At 73.5% G+C, this 14184-nt stretch carries 12 protein-coding genes; 5 read left to right on the forward strand and 7 right to left on the reverse strand.

Going from position 1 to position 14184, the window contains the following annotated elements; genetic code table 11:
• The 3 genes from ACZ5OX_RS37565 to ACZ5OX_RS37575 all read right to left on the reverse strand — a co-directional run.
• Window positions 1–1764 (reverse strand): choice-of-anchor A family protein (locus tag ACZ5OX_RS37565; RefSeq protein WP_465636474.1); only part of this gene is annotated, 1764 nt, incomplete at its 3' end.
• A 472-nt stretch (window positions 1765–2236) separates the two neighbouring features.
• Entirely contained in the window at window positions 2237–3793 is a 1557-nt protein-coding gene (locus ACZ5OX_RS37570; RefSeq protein ID WP_465636476.1) for a PTS transporter subunit EIIC, read from the reverse strand.
• A gap of 31 nt (window positions 3794–3824) precedes the next feature.
• The gene (locus ACZ5OX_RS37575; RefSeq protein WP_465636477.1) at window positions 3825–4415 is read right to left on the reverse strand and encodes a MarR family winged helix-turn-helix transcriptional regulator; all 591 of its coding nucleotides are present in this window, start codon (window positions 4413–4415) and stop codon (window positions 3825–3827) included.
• A 188-nt stretch (window positions 4416–4603) separates the two neighbouring features.
• On the opposite strand from ACZ5OX_RS37575, the gene ACZ5OX_RS37580 reads away from it, so the two are divergent.
• The 3 genes from ACZ5OX_RS37580 (at window position 4604) to ACZ5OX_RS37590 (ending at window position 7328) form a co-directional block, all read left to right on the forward strand.
• Window positions 4604–5803 (forward strand): cytochrome P450, encoded by a 1200-nt coding sequence (locus ACZ5OX_RS37580; RefSeq protein WP_465636479.1) that lies wholly within the window; start codon window positions 4604–4606, stop codon window positions 5801–5803.
• 95 nt (window positions 5804–5898) lie between these two features.
• The gene (locus ACZ5OX_RS37585; protein ID WP_465636481.1) at window positions 5899–6096 is read left to right on the forward strand and encodes a ferredoxin; all 198 of its coding nucleotides are present in this window, start codon (window positions 5899–5901) and stop codon (window positions 6094–6096) included.
• Entirely contained in the window at window positions 6093–7328 is a 1236-nt protein-coding gene (locus ACZ5OX_RS37590) for an NAD(P)/FAD-dependent oxidoreductase (RefSeq protein WP_465636482.1), read from the forward strand. The genes ACZ5OX_RS37585 and ACZ5OX_RS37590 overlap by 4 nt, the downstream gene beginning before the upstream one ends.
• An 85-nt stretch (window positions 7329–7413) precedes the next feature.
• Here ACZ5OX_RS37590 and ACZ5OX_RS37595 read toward each other — a convergent pair whose 3' ends face one another.
• The gene (locus ACZ5OX_RS37595) at window positions 7414–8607 is read right to left on the reverse strand and encodes an enoyl-[acyl-carrier-protein] reductase FabV (RefSeq protein WP_465636484.1); all 1194 of its coding nucleotides are present in this window, start codon (window positions 8605–8607) and stop codon (window positions 7414–7416) included.
• 127 nt (window positions 8608–8734) lie between these two features.
• A complete protein-coding gene (locus ACZ5OX_RS37600) occupies window positions 8735–9349 on the reverse strand; it encodes a GNAT family N-acetyltransferase (protein ID WP_465636485.1) in 615 nt (204 codons plus the stop codon).
• 434 nt (window positions 9350–9783) lie between these two features.
• Between ACZ5OX_RS37600 and ACZ5OX_RS37605 the strand changes: the two genes are divergently transcribed.
• Together ACZ5OX_RS37605 and qcrB are read left to right on the forward strand one after the other, a co-directional pair.
• Window positions 9784–10206, forward strand: coding sequence for an SsgA family sporulation/cell division regulator (locus tag ACZ5OX_RS37605; RefSeq protein ID WP_465636486.1), 423 nt, complete (start codon window positions 9784–9786; stop codon window positions 10204–10206).
• A 143-nt stretch (window positions 10207–10349) separates the two neighbouring features.
• Window positions 10350–12059: a cytochrome bc1 complex cytochrome b subunit gene (gene qcrB / locus ACZ5OX_RS37610; protein ID WP_465636488.1), complete on the forward strand. Its 1710-nt coding sequence runs from the start codon at window positions 10350–10352 to the stop codon at window positions 12057–12059.
• On the opposite strand, the gene ctaF is transcribed toward qcrB, so the two are convergent.
• Together ctaF and ctaD are read right to left on the reverse strand one after the other, a co-directional pair.
• Window positions 12025–12420 (reverse strand): aa3-type cytochrome oxidase subunit IV, encoded by a 396-nt coding sequence (ctaF, locus tag ACZ5OX_RS37615; protein ID WP_449790893.1) that lies wholly within the window; start codon window positions 12418–12420, stop codon window positions 12025–12027. The two genes, qcrB and ctaF, sit on opposite strands and share 35 nt — an antisense overlap.
• Window positions 12417–14132, reverse strand: coding sequence for an aa3-type cytochrome oxidase subunit I (gene ctaD, locus ACZ5OX_RS37620; protein ID WP_465636491.1), 1716 nt, complete (start codon window positions 14130–14132; stop codon window positions 12417–12419). The genes ctaF and ctaD overlap by 4 nt, the downstream gene beginning before the upstream one ends.
• Between the last annotated feature and the right edge of the window lie 52 nt (window positions 14133–14184).

Genomic DNA, 14184 nt, shown 5'->3' on the forward strand with positions numbered 1-14184 from the left:
GGTGGTCTGCAGGCCCGCGACGCCGTTGGTCTCACGCCACAGCTGGAAGGTCGCCCCCGCCAGCGGCAGCGAGGTCGCCGAGTCCACCTTGGTCACGCTGGTGGACGCCGTCGGGGCGGCCGTCTCGGTGTCGGCGACGGTGACCGGGACGTTCTGCCCGTTGGTGTTCAGCACGACCGTGGTCACGTTGAGCTCGGGCAGGTCGTACCCGGGAGGCGCCGCGGTCTCCTGCCAGTAGTAGGTGCCCAGCGGCAGGCCGGTCGCCGAGCAGACACCCGACGCGGGGGTCACGCACGGGGAGCCCACTGCGGTGTCCGGGTTCGCCCCGGTGGTCTGCAGGCCCGCGACGCCGTTGGTCTCACGCCACAGCTGGAAGGTCGCCCCCGCCAGCGGCAGCGAGGTCGCCGAGTCCACCTTGGTCACACTGGTGGACCCGGTCTCCTCGACCGGGCTCAGGGTGTCCCTGACGGTGACCGGGACGTTCTGCCCGGCCGTGTCGAGGACCACCGTCGTCACCGCGGGCTGCGGCAGGTCGTAGCCCGGAGGCGCCTGGGTCTCCTCCCAGTAATAGGTGCCCAGCGGGAGGTCGGCGGCGGAGCAGAGGCCGTTCCTCGCGGTGGTGCAGGGGGCACCGACCTTGGTGTCCGGAGTGGTCCCCGAAGTCTGCAGGCCCGCGACGCCGTTGGTCTCGCGCCACAGCTGGAACGTCGCGCCCGCCAGGGTCTGGCCCGTGACGGAGTCGACCTTCGTGACACTGGTCGAGCCGGTCGGGGCCGGCGGGTTGCAGTCCGGGAGGTCGCCGTCGAAGGGGTAGGCGTGGAACTCGGTCCCGGTCATGCCGCCGCCGGAGTTGTGCAGCAGCGTGCCGGTGGTGAAGAACCGTCCGTTCAGACCGGGCAGGCTCATCGAAGCGGTGCTGGCCGGGTTGCCGACGAGCACGCTGCCCTGGAACTGCCCCGATCCCGTGAGGGTGACGGTCGTCGCGGTGGGGAAGTTCCACAGCAGGCGCTCGCGCAGCTGGTTCCAGGGGTCGGTGTCCTCGAGGCTGCCGCTGTACGTGTTGATGGTGCGGGCGTCGCCCACCAGGTTGACCAGCACGGTCGCGTTCGCGGGGATCCCGGCGAACGCGATGCCCTGGGTGGAGCCGCCGCGCCCGACGAGGTCGAAGTCGACGTTGAAGACCTGGAGTGCGGAGGTGCCGTCACCGGTGAACAGGGTCTGGAACCCCTGGTTGACGGCGGTTCCGGTGGCGGGGCGGGGCGCGCTGACCCCGGCGTAGCACTGGCTCGCGGTCTGCAGTTCCCCGCGCAGCGGCGTGTAGGCGGCCACGGCCCGGGCATCGTGGATCTTCGTGCCCGTGATGGTGCCGGTGGCCGTGCCCGCGTAGCGGACGACGCCGCCCTCGGCCAGCAGCGACTGGCCCGGGGCCACGGTGACGTTGCCCCCGGCGGTGAGGAAGTCGGCTCCGTCCGGCGGGGGGACGCGCGAGCCGACGCCGACGATGCCGATGTTGTAGACGGAGCTGACTCCGGCTGCCTTGTTCACGTCGAAGTCGCCGAGGGTCACCACGTGCCCCTCGGCCTCCGCGGCCGATTCGCGCACGTGGAAGTCGCCGCCGACGAAGATGTTCACGCCGGCGTCACGGCCCGCGAAGGGCCCGTTGTTGACGGGCGGGAAGGTCGCCGGGCAGTCGGCGCCCAGGCACGGCCCGAGGCCTCCCGGGAGGCCGGCCGCCTGCGCCGCCGTCGGTGAGACGAGGGACATTCCGAAGGGGACGAGTGTCAGGGCCAGGGCGGTGCCCACCGCCCTGCCGAATCGGCGTCTCCAGGTGAGCGTCGTCACCGGATCCTGACTGGGCTTCACCTCGGTCCTTTCATCGTTCGAGCACAATGTGGCCCTCGGAGTGTGATCAGCCGGCGCGCCGGGGGCGTGCGACGCGCGCACGGTGTCCGCTGAACGCGGCGCCGTTGCACCCGATCGGGTGCACACGATGCGGCGGCCGCGGGGCTCCCGACCCCGGATCGGTGCCCTCCGGCCCTGATGCGCCATCAGCGGCGGCCCCGTCCTGGACCCGTCGAGGCCCCGTCCCGCCGCCTCGCCCGAACGACACCACGAGTCCCGGAGTCTCCATGACCGAGTCAAGCCGCGTGGGTGACCAGCTGGGCCGGGATCCGCCCGAGCAGGTGCACCGGGAACGCTTCCTGGCGACCTGACCGCCCGCACCGCTCCCCCGGCCTCACCCGACCCGGCCGTCGCCGACCCGCTCGGCGGCGGCCCGGTCCGCTTCCGGGCTCCCGTCCGCGCCGGTGGCGGAGTCGTACTCGGCGAGGGTCTCGCGGGTGAAGCCGAAGAAGTAGGTGGCCAGGAAGCCCACCAGGTAGCCGGTCAGCAGCCCGCCACCGTAGACGGCGGCGGCCGCGAGCAGTCCGTGCGGACCGGCCAGCAGCGGGAAGAGGGCCCAGCCGGAGGGGCCGATGGCGGTGGAGCCGACGGCGCCGCCGAGCTGGCCGGCCACCCCGACGAAGGCGCCGCCGGCCGCGCCGCCGACGCAGGCGGTGACGAAGGGGCGCCCCAGCGGCAGGGTGACGCCGTAGACCAGGGGCTCGCCGACACCGAGCAGGCCCGCCGGGAGCGCGGACCTGATCGTGGCCCGCAGCGAGGCGTTGTGGCGCAGCCTCAGGTAGACGGCCACGGCGCAGCCGACCTGCCCGGCACCGGCCATGGCGAGGATCGGCAGCAGGACGGTGGAGCCCTGCTGCTGGATCAGGGTGGTGTGGATCGGGATCAGCGCCTGGTGCAGGCCGAGCATGACCAGCGGCAGGAAGAGCCCGCCGAGCACGAGCCCGGCGAGCAGCCCGCCGTGGGCGAGCAGCCAGGTGGCGCCGTGGCCGATGGCGGTGGAGATCTCTCCGGCGACGAACATCAGACCGAACAGCGCGGCCAGCCCGCCGAGCAGGACGGTGACGGTGGGGGTGACCAGGACGTCCAGGGCGGCGGGCACCAGCCGGCGGGTCCAGCGCTCCAGGTACACCGCGAGCAGCGCGGCGCCGAGCGCGCCGACCACGCCACCCTGCCCGGGGGTGAGGTGGTGGCCGAAGGCCTCCACCTTGGCAACCCCGGCGTAGACGATCACGGCGGCCACGGCTCCGCCGAGCACGGGTGTGCCGCCGAACTCCTTCGCCGTGTTGTAGCCGACGAAGACGGCGATCAGGGACATGAATCCGGCGGAGACCGGTCCCAGGGCGGTGACCAGCGCCGGCGCCCAGCCGAGGTTGGCGAGGGCCCCGGAGAGGCCGGCGACGATCCCGCATCCGATCAGGGCGGGGATCAGCGGGACGAAGATGTTCGCGATCCGGCGCAGCGCCAGCTTCACCGGGGTCGCGTTGCGCACCCGGGCCCGTGTCCGGATGCGCTCACCGCGGGCGGCGAGTTCCTCGGCGGTGGGGGCGGGCCCCGGTCGCTCCCGTTCGCCCGCCCGGGCCGCTCCGACCGCTCCGTCCGCTCCGTCCGCTCCGTCCGCCCCGGCCGGTGCGCCGGGGCGCTCCAGGAGGCGGTTCAGCTGGGCGGTGACCCCGGCGACGGCGGCGGGCCCGAGCACGATCTGGTAGGTGTCGTCCTCGACCGTGCCCAGGACCGCCGGCAGCGCCCGGAGCGCCTCGGTGTCGACCAGGGAGCGGTCCGCCAGGCCCAGCCGTAACCGGGTCATGCAGTGGGCGACCGAGCGGATGTTGGCGGCGCCACCGACCAGCGGGAGGATCGCCTCGGCCACGGCGCGGTTCTTCTCGTCCGACATGCCGGGTGACGTACCCGGGTGCTCCCCCGGCTCAACCGCCGTCGTACGCGGCGGTGCCGAGCCGGGCCGCCGGCCGGGAGGCGCCGGCGTCCGCCCGGTCCGGGAGCGGGTCGTCCTCGGTGAGGCCGATGCGCACCCGGTGCACGTACCGGTCGATCAGGTGGCGCAGCACCCTGACGGTGGCGGCGACGTCCGGCTCGGGGACCCCGTCCAGCACGTTGTCCAGGGAGGCGAGGTTGGCCTGTTTCAGACGGTCGATCAGTTCCCGTCCGTCGGCCGTGATCGCCACCCTGCGGGCCCGTCGGTCCTGGGTGTCCTGGGTGCGCTCCACCAGCCGCTGCCCCTGGAGGCGGTCGATCTGCCTGGTGACGTGGGAGGACTTGACCATCAGCCGGGCGGCGAGGTCGCTCACCCGGCTGGGCCCGTCGGTCTCGACGAGCGCGCGCAGCAGGTAGACGTCCGAGCGCGCGGCCGTGACACCGGCTCTCGCCATCCGGCGCTCGTGCTCCTGTGAGCGCGTCAGCAGGTAGGCCAGGGTGTCCAGGACGTCCTCCAGTCCGCCCAGGCCCCCCGGTTCGGTGGCGGCGGTCCGGCCGTCCTCGGCGTCTTCTTCGTCCGACATGGGGGGAACCTTAGCGATCCGGGACGGCCGTGGCAGCAACGAGGAGCCACGGCCGGATTTCGGACAGTTTCGGCCGACGTCCGCGCACCCCTTTCGCCACCACGGAACGCGAGTTAGCGTGACGTTCAGTTAGTTGCTTTGGGCACGTAAATATGGACCCGACTCAACTCCCGGAAGGGGATTCACCGATGGCCACCGCCGAGAAGACCCCGCGGTTCACCCACCCCGCCGCCCGCGGCGCCTGCCCGTTCGCCCCGCCGCCCGCCTACGACGAGGCCCGGCGGGAGGAGCCGGTCAGCCGCGTCACCCTGTGGGACGGCTCCACCAGCTGGCTGGTCACGCGCCACGAGGACATCAAGGCGGTCCTCTCCGACCCCCGGTTCAGCGCCGACTCCACCCGCCCCGGCTTCCCCTTCGTCAGCGAAGGCGCCCGGCAGCTGAACACCGGCCGGCCCACCATCATCCGGATGGACGACCCCGAGCACGCCCACTTCCGCCGGATGCTGACCGGCGAGTTCATGGTCAGGAAGGTCGAGGCGCTGCGCCCCGAGATCCAGCGGATCGCCGACGAGCTGCTGGACCGGATGACCGACGGACGCACCAGCGCCGACCTGGTCCGGGAGTTCGCGCTGCCGCTGCCCTCGCTGGTCATCTGCCTGCTGCTCGGCGTCCCCTACCAGGACCACGACTTCTTCCAGGGCTGCAGCCGCGTCCTGCTGCGCCGCGCCTCCACCGCCGAGGAGGTCTCCACCGCCCAGGCCGAGCTGATGGCCTACCTGGTCGAGCTCACCGAGGCCAAGCGCGCCCGGCCCGACGACAGCATCCTCAGCCGCCTGGTGGAGCGCGGCGAGCTGAGCACCGAGGAGATCGCCGGCATGGGCCGGCTGCTGCTCGTCGCCGGACACGAGACCACGGCGAACATGACCTCGCTCTCCGTGCTCGCCCTGCTGCGCAACCCCGACCAGCTCGACCACCTGCGCAAGCACCCCGAGTCCGTGCCCGGCGCGGTCGAGGAGCTGCTGCGCTACCTGAGCATCGTGCACTCCGGCCTGACCCGGGTCGCCACCGAGGACGTCGACGTGGCCGGCGTGCGGATCACGGCGGGCCAGGGCGTGATCTGCATGGTCAACACCGCCAACCGGGACGAGCGGGAGTTCCCGGGTGGAGACGAGCTCGACCTCACCCGCGACGCGCGCCGCCACCTGGCCTTCGGCTTCGGCGTCCACCAGTGCCTGGGACAGCCGCTGGCCCGGCTGGAGCTGCAGATCGCGCTGACCAGCGTCCTGCGGCGGCTGCCCGAACTGCGCCTGGCCGTACCGTTCGAGGAGGTCCCCTTCCGCGGCGAGATGCTCGTCTACGGCCTCCACGAACTGCCCGTCTCCTGGTGACCGGGCTCCCCCGGGGAGCCGCCACGACCACACCGACCCACCTGCCCCGCCGCGGAGTCCACCGCAACCGGGGCACCCGTTCCGAAGGGAAGACCATGCTCGTCCGGATCGACCAGGAAAAGTGCTGCGGCGCCGGGAGCTGCGTGCTCGCCGCCCCCGACGTCTTCGACCAGCGCGACAAGGACGGCATCGTCGTCCTGCTCGACGCCCGGCCGCCCGCCGGGCTCCACCAGGCCGTCCGGGACGCCGCCGCGGTCTGCCCGGCCGCGGCGATCCAGCTGGAGCAGGTGTGACCGCACTGCGGGAGGTGGCCGTGGTCGGCGCGGGCGCGGCCGGGCTGCACGCCGCCGAGGCGCTGCGCCGGTCCGGCTACGACGGCCGCCTCACCCTGATCGGGGCCGAGTCCGAACCGCCGTACGACCGGCCGCCGTTGTCCAAGCACGTGCTCGGCGGCGAGTGGCAGCCCGAGCGCCTGGCCCTGCGCGGCCCCGAGGCGCTGGACGAGCTGAGGCTCGACCTGCGCCTCGGGGTCAGGGCCGAGCGGCTGGACCGGCGGGAACGGACCGTACGGCTCTCCGACGGCCGGGCGGTGCGCTGCGACGCCGTCATCCTGGCCACCGGGGTCCGCCCGCGCCGGCTGCCCGGCGCCGACGCGCCGCGGCCCGGGGCGCACGTGCTGCGCACCCTCGCCGACGCCCTCGCCCTGCGCGAGGAACTACGCCCGGGCGTACGGCTGTTGGTGGTCGGCGGCGGGCTGCTCGGCGCCGAGGCGGCGGCCACCGCCGTCGGTCTCGGCGCCGAGGTCACCTGGCTGACCTCCACCGCCACGCCGCTGGCCGCCGTCCTGGGCACCGAGACGGCCGCGCTGCTGGCCGACCTGCACCGCGAGCACGGGGTGCGGCTCCACCGGGGCGTGGCCACCGCGCTGCTCGAACGGCGCGGCCGGGCCGCGGGCGTCCGGCTGGCCGACGGCTCCGAACTGGCGGCCGACGCCGTGCTGATGGCCGTCGGGTCCGAACCGGCCACCGAGTGGCTGGCCGGCAGCGGCGTCCCGCTGGACGGCGGCGTGGTCTGCGACGCCTACTGCGCCGCCGGCCCCGGCGTCTGGGCGGCCGGGGACGCCGCCTCCTGGCCCGACCCGCGCACCGGCCGGCACCGGCGCGTCGAACAGCGCACCAACGCCTCCGAGCAGGCCATGCACGCGGCCCGGAACCTGCTGGCCGGCCCGGACGGCGCCCGCCAGGCCTACCGGCCGGTCCCGTACCTGTGGACCGACCAGTACGGGCTGCGGGTCCAGGTGTTCGGCCGGCCCGGCGGCGCCGAGCACTTCGAGGTGGTCGACGGCAGCCTGGCGGAACACCGCTTCGCCGCCGTCTGCGTCCGGGACGGCGTGGTCAGCGGCGCGGTGGGAATCGCCTCCGCCCGGGCGTTGCGCGGGCTGCGCGCCCAGGTGGCGGCGCACGGCCCGTGGCCGCCCGAACCGGTCCGGACGCCCGAACCGGTCGGGGCGCCCGAACCAACGTGAGCGCCCGGCTGCCCGCCCCCGGCCCGGGCCCTCGGGCCGGGGGCGGTGCGCCCGCCGACCGGGCGGTGCGGCGGGCGGCTTCGCGTTACTCGGGCCAGGGCACCGAGGTCTCGACCCCGGCGGTGTAGTCGACGCCGGGGACGTCCCAGCCGTAGAGCTGCCGGAACTGGTTGTAGAACCAGGCCGATCCGGTCGGGTCGGCGGCCAGCGCGGCCGCCGGGTCGGCCCACAGCTCCCGCACCCGCTCCTGCACGGCGGCGTCGAGCTCCCAGCCGTCCAGGCGGATGCGGCCCTGCTCGTCCAGGGTGAGCTCCTTCGCGCCGGTCAGCTGCTCCCACAGGTCCACGGCCTGGTCGTCGGTGGTGCGCCAGCCGTCCTCGCCGAGGACGTTGCGCAGCAGCGAGGTGTAGAGGGCGATGGAGGGGATGGCGGTGGACGCCTGGGTGACGGCCGCGCCGGCGACGACGGTGAACGCCCGACCCCGGTCGGCGAGCAGCCCGGTCCGCAGCTGCCCGGCGGTGGCCTCCAGGTGCTCCTTGGCGGCGCCGATCGTGCCCTGCCGGTAGACCGGCGCGGTGAGCTCGGAGCCGACGTAGGACAGCGCCACGGTGGTGAAGTCGGGGCCGAGCAGGTCCGCCTCGGCCAGGGCCCGCACCCACAGCTGCCAGTCCTCGCCGCCCATCACCTTGACGGTCGCCGCCCGCTCGGCGTCGTCGGCCGGGGCGAGGTCGACGGTGCCGATCCGCGGGGCTCCGTCCTCGAAGAGCAGGGACGGCGAGGTGTACGGGGCGCCGATCGCCTTGAGCACCGAGTGGTGGACCTCGCCGGTGGCCGGGTCGGTGCGCCGGGGCGAGGCGAGCGAGTAGACGAGGTAGTCGACCGGGCCGTAGCGTTCGGTGAGGAGCTTGATCACCTCGGCGCGGGTGGCGTCGGCGTAGGCGTCGGCGTTGACGAAGGTGAAGTCGCCCCCGTCGCGTTCGACCAGGGCGGAGGTCGCGGCGGTGCGGTACCAGCCCGCGGTGGCGGTGCGCCGCTCGGTGGCGGCGGCCTCGTAGGCGACGCCGATGCCGCGGATGCCCTGGCGGCGCAGCCCGGCGAGCAGGATCGCCTGGCCGTAGCCGGCGCTGGCGCCGAGGACCAGGGCGACCGGGGCCCGGCCGGCCGGCGCCGCGGGCTCGATGCGCCGCCACTGGCGGTCGACGGTGGCTTCGCTGCCGGCCGGGTGGGAGTTGACGATCAGGTAGCCCCGCTGCTTGGGGGTGATCTGCTGGTTGCTCACGCGCTTGGCGCCCTCTCCGATCCGGAGATCGTGATCATGGTGTCGGTCGTCCGGAGCCTATCCGCGCCGGCGGGCGCCGCCGCTGCCCTGCCGTCACGAAGATGCGGCCCGCACTTGTCGGAGGTCGTCATTGCGGCGGGCGTCCGCGTCGGCTACCCCGTCCCGCTTCCCCGGCGGTTCGCGGGGCCGGTCGGCCGGCGGCGCGCCCCGGGCGGTCCAGCCGCCAGACCACGGCGGTCCCGCTGCCGGCCGGGGCGACGGGCGGTGCCGCCGGCTCCTGCCGGAGTTCGGTGAAGCCCAGGCGGCGCGGGACGGCGGCGCTGGCGGTGTTGGCCCGGTCGTGTACGACCTCCAGGTACGCCACGTCCGGCAGGGTGAACATCTCCTCGGCCAGCGCGGCCACCGCCCGGGTGGCGAGGCCCCGGCCGGTGGCGGCCGGGTGCAGCCAGTAGCCGACGCGCCGGACGCCGGGCCGGTCCGTGCGGACGGTCTGGCACATGCCGACCGGGGTGCCGTCCTCGGTGATGGCGTAGGTGTACACCTCGCCGCTCGCCCACCAGGTGTCGCACCTGGCGAGCAGGGCCCGGGTGTGCTCCTCGTCGTGCCCGGCCACCCACGACTCCCAGGGGCGCAGGTGGTCCAGGGACTCCTCGATCAGCGTGCGGGCCGCCGTGAAGTCCCGTTGCCCCTGCCAGCGCCGCAGCGCGAAGGCCCCGCAGTCGATGACGTCCCTCGGTCGCACCCTGCCGACTCCTGTCCTCTCACGCGGACCGCCTCCGCCGCCCGTCGTCAACTTCCGCTCGCCGCAAGGGCAGTGGATGTCAGTGGCCGCCCTGCGGCTCGTCGCGGCCGCGGTGGTCCGGGTAGCCGTTGAAGGCCTCCACCCGGGTGGAGTCGGGGATCACGGTCCCGCCGCCGGCACGGCGAGCGCCGCCAGCGCCGGTATGCCGAGGCGCCCCCACCGGGTCCTGATCGTCGTCATCCCGCGATGATGCCCCGGCGGACCGGCCCGCGTCACTCCTTCACTCCGTGGCCGTACCGGCCGGACGGCCACGTGGCACGGGCGAGTTGTGGAAGTTCGGTGCCCGTCGACTGCGCCGCGGCACACCGGGTAGGCGCCGGACCGGGTCGCCGGCCCGCCCGGGGCCGGCCTCACGGCCACAGGAGGGTCGTTCGATGCAGATGCCCGTCCACCCGATGCCCGTCACCTTCCCCGACAGTCCGCTGCCCGACGTCCCGGTCGTCGCGGAGCTGCGGTTCGACCCGAGCCTGCCGTACGCGGCCTCCCTGGCGTTCCCGCTGACGCCCTGCGCGTGCGTGCCGGTCGAGGCCCAGGTGTGCTGGTACTTCAGCCGCGAGCTGTTGAACGAGGGCCGGCACGCCCCGGTCGGGAGCGGCGACGTCCGGGTGAGCCCGGGGCACGAGGGCGAGGTCCTGATCACCCTGCGGGGGCCCGACGGCGCGCAGGCCGTGCTCAGCGCGCCGGAGGGGGAGGTCAGCGCCTTCCTCTCGGACTCCTTCCTGCTGGTGCCGGCCGGCGAGGAGTCCGAACACCTCGACGTGGAAGCCGCGCTCGCCCGGCTGCTCGCGGCGGACTGACCGCCCGGACCGGCCCGCACCGCGCGCCCGCACCGCCCGGACGACCGCGCCCGTTCCGCCGTTGGAGTGCTCTGCCGACGCCCGGCGCGGCAACCGCAGCACTCGGCCGCCCCGTGCGCCGCGCGGCCCACTAGGTTCCTGCCGTGGACGAAACCAGGGCTTCGAACGGGCGCGAGCCGTCCACCGGCGAGCGCCTCACCGCCCGCCTGGACGGGCGGCTGCCGGTCACGGAGGCGGGCCGCGAGCTGCTGCGCAAGATCTTCCCGGACCACTGGTCCTTCCTGCTCGGCGAGCTCGCGCTGTACAGCTTCGTGGTGCTGCTGCTGACCGGCGTCTACCTGACGCTCTTCTTCCGGCCGAGCATGAACGAGGTGGTCTACCAGGGCGCCTACCTGCCACTGAGCGGCGTACGGGTGTCCGAGGCGTACGCGTCCACCCTGCGGATCAGCTTCGAGGTGCGGGGCGGACTGCTGATCCGCCAGGTCCACCACTGGTCGGCGCTGCTGTTCACCTCGGCGATCGGGATGCACCTGCTGCGGGTGTTCTTCACCGGGGCGTTCCGCCGCCCGCGCGAGCTCAACTGGGTGATCGGGGTGACACTGTTCAGCCTCGCGCTGCTGGAGGGGTTCTCCGGCTACTCGCTGCCCGACGACACCCTCTCCGGCACCGGCCTGCGGATCGCCGAGGGCGTGCTGCTCTCGGTGCCGCTGGTCGGCAGCTACCTCACCCTGTTCGCGTTCGGCGGCCAGTTCCCCGGGACCGAGATCATCCCCCGGCTGTTCACCGTGCACGTCCTGCTGGTCCCCGGCCTGCTCCTGGCCCTCGTCGGGGCGCACCTGACCCTGGTGGTGGTGCTGAAGCACACCCATTGGGCCGCCCCCGGCCGCACCAACCGCAACGTGGTGGGGATGCCGTTCTTCCCCCAGTTCCTCACCCGTACGGTGGGCCTGATGTTCGCGGTGGGCGGCGTGATGGCACTGTCGTCCTTCCTCGCCGAGATCAACCCGATCTGGCGGTACGGCTCCTACCGCCCCGACGTGGTCGGGACGGGCGCTCAGCCGGACTGGTACATCGGCTTCATCGAGGGGGCGCTGCGGCTGATGCCGGCCGCGGAGACCAGGGTGCTCGGACACACCGTGTCCTGGAACGTCCTCCTGCCCGCCGTGGTGCTGCCCGCCCTGCTGTTCGCGACGCTGTACGCCTACCCCTTCGTCGAGCGGTGGCTCGACGCCGACACCGGCGAGCACCACCTGTGCGACCGCCCGCGCAACCGGCCCACCCGCACCGCGCTGGGCACCGCCGGGACCACCTTCTACGCGGTGCTGCTGGTCGCCGGCGGCAACGACGTGATCGCGTACGCCTTCGAGGTCTCCGTCAACGCGCTCACCGTGGCGCTGCGCACGGCGCTGATCGTGCTGCCGCCGGTGGTCTTCCTGCTCACCCGGCGCCTCTGCCTGGCCCTGCAGGCCAGGGACCGCGCCCGGCTGCTGGACGGCGACGAGACCGGCCGGATCGACCAGTCGCCTGACGGGGGCTTCTCCGGCCACCACCGCCCGGTGCCCGAAGCCGAGCGGTACGTGCTGCTGGCGCGCGCCGCGGAGGAGCCGGTCACCGCCGCCGAGGGGGCGCCGCGGCACGAGCGGGTACGGGCCGCGGCGAGCTCATGGTTCCACCGCGACCGGGTCGACCTCCCCTCCACGGAGCGGGAGTCGGAGCGGATGGCGGCCGTCCTCACCGCCCCGGCCCACCCCGCTCCCCCGGCCGCCCTGGCGCCCGGGCCCGCCCCGGGCGGCCCGCTCCGACGGCTGCTGCGCCGGCTCAGCCCGCGCCGTGGTCGCGGTACTGGAAGATGAAGCCGGCGACGGCGAGCGCGAGCACCAGGGCGCCGACGACGATCAGCCACCGGGCGAAGACCAGCCCCAGGGCGAAGACCGTCACGCCGACCGCCGCGAGCACCGGATAGCCGCTGCGGGCCGGAAAGAACCCCACCGGCCCGGCGGTCTCCGCGATCTCGGCCTCCTTGCGGTCCTGCGCCCGGCCGCCGCCCAGCCGCTGGTGCTGGACGAACCAGAACAGCGCGACCAGGCCGGACATCAGGAACGCCACCGTCAGGATCGCCTTGCCGGCCGGCTCCCGGGCCCAGAAGCCGTAGACCAGTCCGGTCACCGCGAAGAACACCGTCATGACGGTGAACAGCCACCCCTCCGCCTTCACCGTCCGCTCCCCCGCTCGCCGCTGCGGCCCTGCGGCACGCCGGAGCCGCCGCCCGGAGCCTCCTCCGGCGGCACCTCCGGATGGTGCAGGTCGAAGGCCGGCGACTCGGAGCGGATCCGGGGCAGCGCGTGGAAGTTGTGCGGCGGCGGCGGGCAGGAGGTGGCCCACTCCAGCGACCGGCCCCAGCCCCACGGGTCGTCCTCGGCGACCTTCTCGCCGTACCTGGTGGTCCGCCAGACGTTGTAGAAGAACGGCAGGTTGGAGACCCCGAGCAGGAACGAGCCGATCGAGGCGCAGACGTTCAGCGCGGTGAAGTCGTCCACCGGCAGGTAGCTCGCGTAGCGGCGCGGCATCCCCTGGGCGCCGAGCCAGTGCATCACCAGGAAGGTGGTCTGGAACCCCGTGAACAGGATCCAGAAGTGGATCTTGCCCAGCCTCTCGTCGAGCAGCTTCCCGGTGATCTTCGGCCACCAGAAGTAGAAGCCCCCGAAAGTGGCGAAGACGACCGTGCCGAACAGCACGTAGTGCAGGTGGGCCACCACGAAGTAGCTGTCGGTGACGTGGAAGTCGATCGGCGGCGCGGCCAGCAGCACCCCGCTCAGCCCGCCGAACAGGAAGGTCACCATGAAACCGATCGACCAGAGCATCGGGGTCTCGAAGGACAGCGAGCCGTTCCACATCGTCCCGACCCAGTTGAAGAACTTCACCCCGGTGGGCACCGCGATCAGGAAGGACATCATCGAGAAGAACGGCAGCAGCACCTGGCCGGTGGCGAACATGTGGTGCGCCCACACCGACATGGACAGCGCGGTGATGGCGATGGTCGCGCCGATCATCCCGTAGTAGCCGAACACCGGCTTGCGGCTGAACACCGGGATGATCTCGGTGACGATGCCGAAGAACGGGATCGCGACGATGTACACCTCCGGGTGGCCGAAGAACCAGAACAGGTGCTGCCACAGCAGCGCCCCGCCGTTCGCCGCGTCGAAGGCGTGGGCGCCGAACTTGCGGTCCGCCTCCAGGCAGAGCAGCGCGGCGGTCAGCACCGGGAAGGCCAGCAGCACCATGACGGAGGTGAACAGCACGTTCCAGGTGAAGATCGGCATCCGGAACAGCGTCATGCCCGGCGCCCGCAGGCAGGTGATGGTGGTGATGAAGTTGACCGAGCCCAGGATGGTGCCGAGGCCGGCCACCACCAGTCCGAACGCCCACAGGTCCCCGCCCGCCCCGGGCGAGAACAGCGGACCGTTCAGCGGCGCGTACGCGAACCAGCCGAAGGAGGCCGCGCCCTGGGTGGTGAGGAAGCCGCTCAGCACCATCAGCCCGCCCAGCAGGAAGGCCCAGTAGGTGAAGGCGTTCAGCCGGGGGAAGGCGACGTCCGGCGAGCCGATCTGCAGGGGCATGATCGCGTTGGCGAACCCGGCGAAGGTCGGGGTGGCGAACAGCAGCAGCATGATCGTGCCGTGCATGGTGAACAGCTGGTTGTACTGCTCGTTCGACAGCAGCCCGGTGTCCGGCCCCATCAGCTGGGCCCGCATCAGCAGCGCGAGCACGCCCCCGACCAGGAAGAAGCCGAAGGCCGTCACCAGGTAGAGGTTCCCGATGACCTTGTGATCCGTGGTGAACAGCCAGCGCAACAGCGTGCTGCCCTGCCGGACCCGGGCCCGGGTGCGATCCTGCGCACGGGGCGGCGCAGTGGACGAAGCGCTCATGGAACCTCCGCTACGGAGCCGGTGACGCCCCCGGTCGCGGCGCCGACCCCCT

The organism is Kitasatospora sp. NPDC032121 (assembly GCF_055580145.1).

Bases quoted from the DNA above. Each gene is read 5' to 3' on its own strand.
- ACZ5OX_RS37570 (WP_465636476.1), bottom strand. From the start codon at position 3,793: ATGTCGGACGAGAAGAACCGCGCCGTGGCCGAGGCGATCCTCCCGCTG.
- ACZ5OX_RS37575 (WP_465636477.1), bottom strand. From the start codon at position 4,415: ATGTCGGACGAAGAAGACGCCGAGGACGGCCGGACCGCCGCCACCGAA.
- ACZ5OX_RS37580 (WP_465636479.1), top strand. From the start codon at position 4,604: ATGGCCACCGCCGAGAAGACCCCGCGGTTCACCCACCCCGCCGCCCGC.
- ACZ5OX_RS37585 (WP_465636481.1), top strand. From the start codon at position 5,899: ATGCTCGTCCGGATCGACCAGGAAAAGTGCTGCGGCGCCGGGAGCTGC.
- ACZ5OX_RS37605 (WP_465636486.1), top strand. From the start codon at position 9,784: ATGCAGATGCCCGTCCACCCGATGCCCGTCACCTTCCCCGACAGTCCG.
- ctaD (WP_465636491.1), bottom strand. From the start codon at position 14,132: ATGAGCGCTTCGTCCACTGCGCCGCCCCGTGCGCAGGATCGCACCCGG.